This is a genomic window from Epilithonimonas hominis, assembly GCF_003730015.1.
Taxonomy (GTDB): Bacteria; Bacteroidota; Bacteroidia; order Flavobacteriales; family Weeksellaceae; genus Epilithonimonas; species Epilithonimonas hominis.
Map to the genome: position 1 here is coordinate 1 of NZ_RJTU01000001.1, position 1,698 is coordinate 1,698.

Here is a 1,698-nt window from a genome sequence, read left to right on the forward strand (position 1 = left end):
TTTTAAGGCACAAAGTTTTATGCTATAAAATTAACAATTTTTAATTTTCCTCGTGCCTTAATCTATAATCAAAGAAAATTATTCTTGTGCCTTTGTGTTTAACATAAATTCAATAAATAAAAATATAAAAACACAAATGAAAATTGCAGTTTTAGGAGCAGGAAATATGGGTTTATCATTTTCAAAATCTTTTTTGAAATATGAATTGATAAAACCGCAAAATCTACACCTCATCACAAGAAACGAGAATAAAAAAGACAAAATAAGAACACTCTTTCCAGAGTCAGAAATCTCGTCTTTTGATGAAATTCAAAATTTGGAAGCTGACCTCATCATCATTGCTGTGAAACCTCAGGATTTTGGTTTTGTCGCAGAGAATTTACCTTTCAAAATTTCAGAAAAATCGATGATTTTGTCAATTATGGCAGGAATCTCGATTGAGAAAATCCAAAAACTTCTCAATCATAAATCTGTTGTAAGAGCAATGCCCAACTCTCCCACTCTTCTCGGGATGGGAATCACGGGTTATACCGCGGCAGAAGGCATTTCTTTTTCAGAATTGATGAACGTCGAGCGTTTACTAAATTCCACAGGACGTTCTGTTTATTTAGAAGACGAAAGTCTTTTGAACGGCGTAACCGCACTTTCAGGAAGCGGACCTGCTTATTTCTATTATATCATCGACGCCATGATAAAAGCGGGAACAGAAATGGGAATCGATGAAAATCTATCAAAATTATTCGTAAAACAGACAATGTTGGGTGCTTATCATCTTATCAACAATTCTGATAAATCTTTGGAAGAATTGATAAAAGATGTCGCTTCCAAAGGTGGAACAACGGAAGCTGCTCTGAAGACTTTCGAAGAGAATCAATTGAAATCAATTGTGAAAAACGGAATTTTAGCAGCGGAAAACAGAGCAAAGGAACTAAATTCATAACAATGGAGAATCAACAAGATTTTTATATTTCTACCGATAAATCCAAAATGGATATAGAAATTATTCACAAGTATTTATCCGAAGAATCGTATTGGGCAAAGGGAATTTCAAAAGAAATAGTTGAAAAATCTGTTGCAAATTCGTTTTGTTTTGGTGTATTTTATCACGACAGACAAATCGGGTTTGCAAAGGTTATTACAGATTTCACGACGATTGCTTACCTGGGCGATGTCTTTATCCTGGATAAATTTCGTGGTCTTGGTCTTTCAAAATTACTGATGGAAACTATTATGCATCATCCCGAATTACAAGGCTTAAGAAGATGGATTCTTTTAACAGCAGATGCACATGAACTTTACAGGAAATTTGGCTGGAGTAATATCAATGATCCTTCCAGATGGATGGAAGTTCACACTAAAAATCCCTATCAATAATTGTTCTGTTCAGCCATTTGTAAATTCCGAATCCGATGGCAACACCAATTGTATTCAGAATGATATCATCAATATCAAAAACACCTAATCTGGTGAAATACTGAAAACTCTCAATGATGATAATTGCAGAAATAAAATTAGACATCAGTTTTCTGAAATGTTCCAAATCAGGAATTAAGATTCCTAAGAATCCAAACGGAATAAACATTATAATATTTCCAAAAACATTAATAACAATGGTTTTCCACTGAATCGTTTCTCTGATGAAACCTGCTGTAGAAACCATCGGAACTAAGCGGACAATATTAAAATCATAAGGTGACC

3 protein-coding genes are annotated in these 1,698 nt (G+C 33.9%); 2 read left to right on the forward strand and 1 reads right to left on the reverse strand.

The genetic code is table 11. From position 1 onward, the window contains the following. Positions 1-136 precede the first annotated feature (136 nt). Both proC and EGH73_RS00010 read left to right on the forward strand, forming a co-directional pair. Positions 137-940, forward strand: a complete 804-nt coding sequence (gene proC, locus EGH73_RS00005) for a pyrroline-5-carboxylate reductase (RefSeq protein WP_123280122.1) — start codon at positions 137-139, stop codon at positions 938-940. A 2-nt stretch (positions 941-942) separates the two neighbouring features. Further along, positions 943-1,374: a GNAT family N-acetyltransferase gene (locus EGH73_RS00010; RefSeq protein ID WP_123280123.1), complete on the forward strand. Its 432-nt coding sequence runs from the start codon at positions 943-945 to the stop codon at positions 1,372-1,374. Here EGH73_RS00010 and EGH73_RS00015 read toward each other — a convergent pair. Then, positions 1,355-1,698, reverse strand: a 344-nt coding sequence (locus EGH73_RS00015) for a VanZ family protein (protein ID WP_148041661.1), incomplete at its 5' end; no start/stop codon positions are given. The genes EGH73_RS00010 and EGH73_RS00015 overlap by 20 nt on opposite strands.

Bases quoted from the DNA above. Each gene is read 5' to 3' on its own strand.
- EGH73_RS00010 (WP_123280123.1), top strand. From the start codon at position 943: ATGGAGAATCAACAAGATTTTTATATTTCTACCGATAAATCCAAAATG.
- proC (WP_123280122.1), top strand. From the start codon at position 137: ATGAAAATTGCAGTTTTAGGAGCAGGAAATATGGGTTTATCATTTTCA.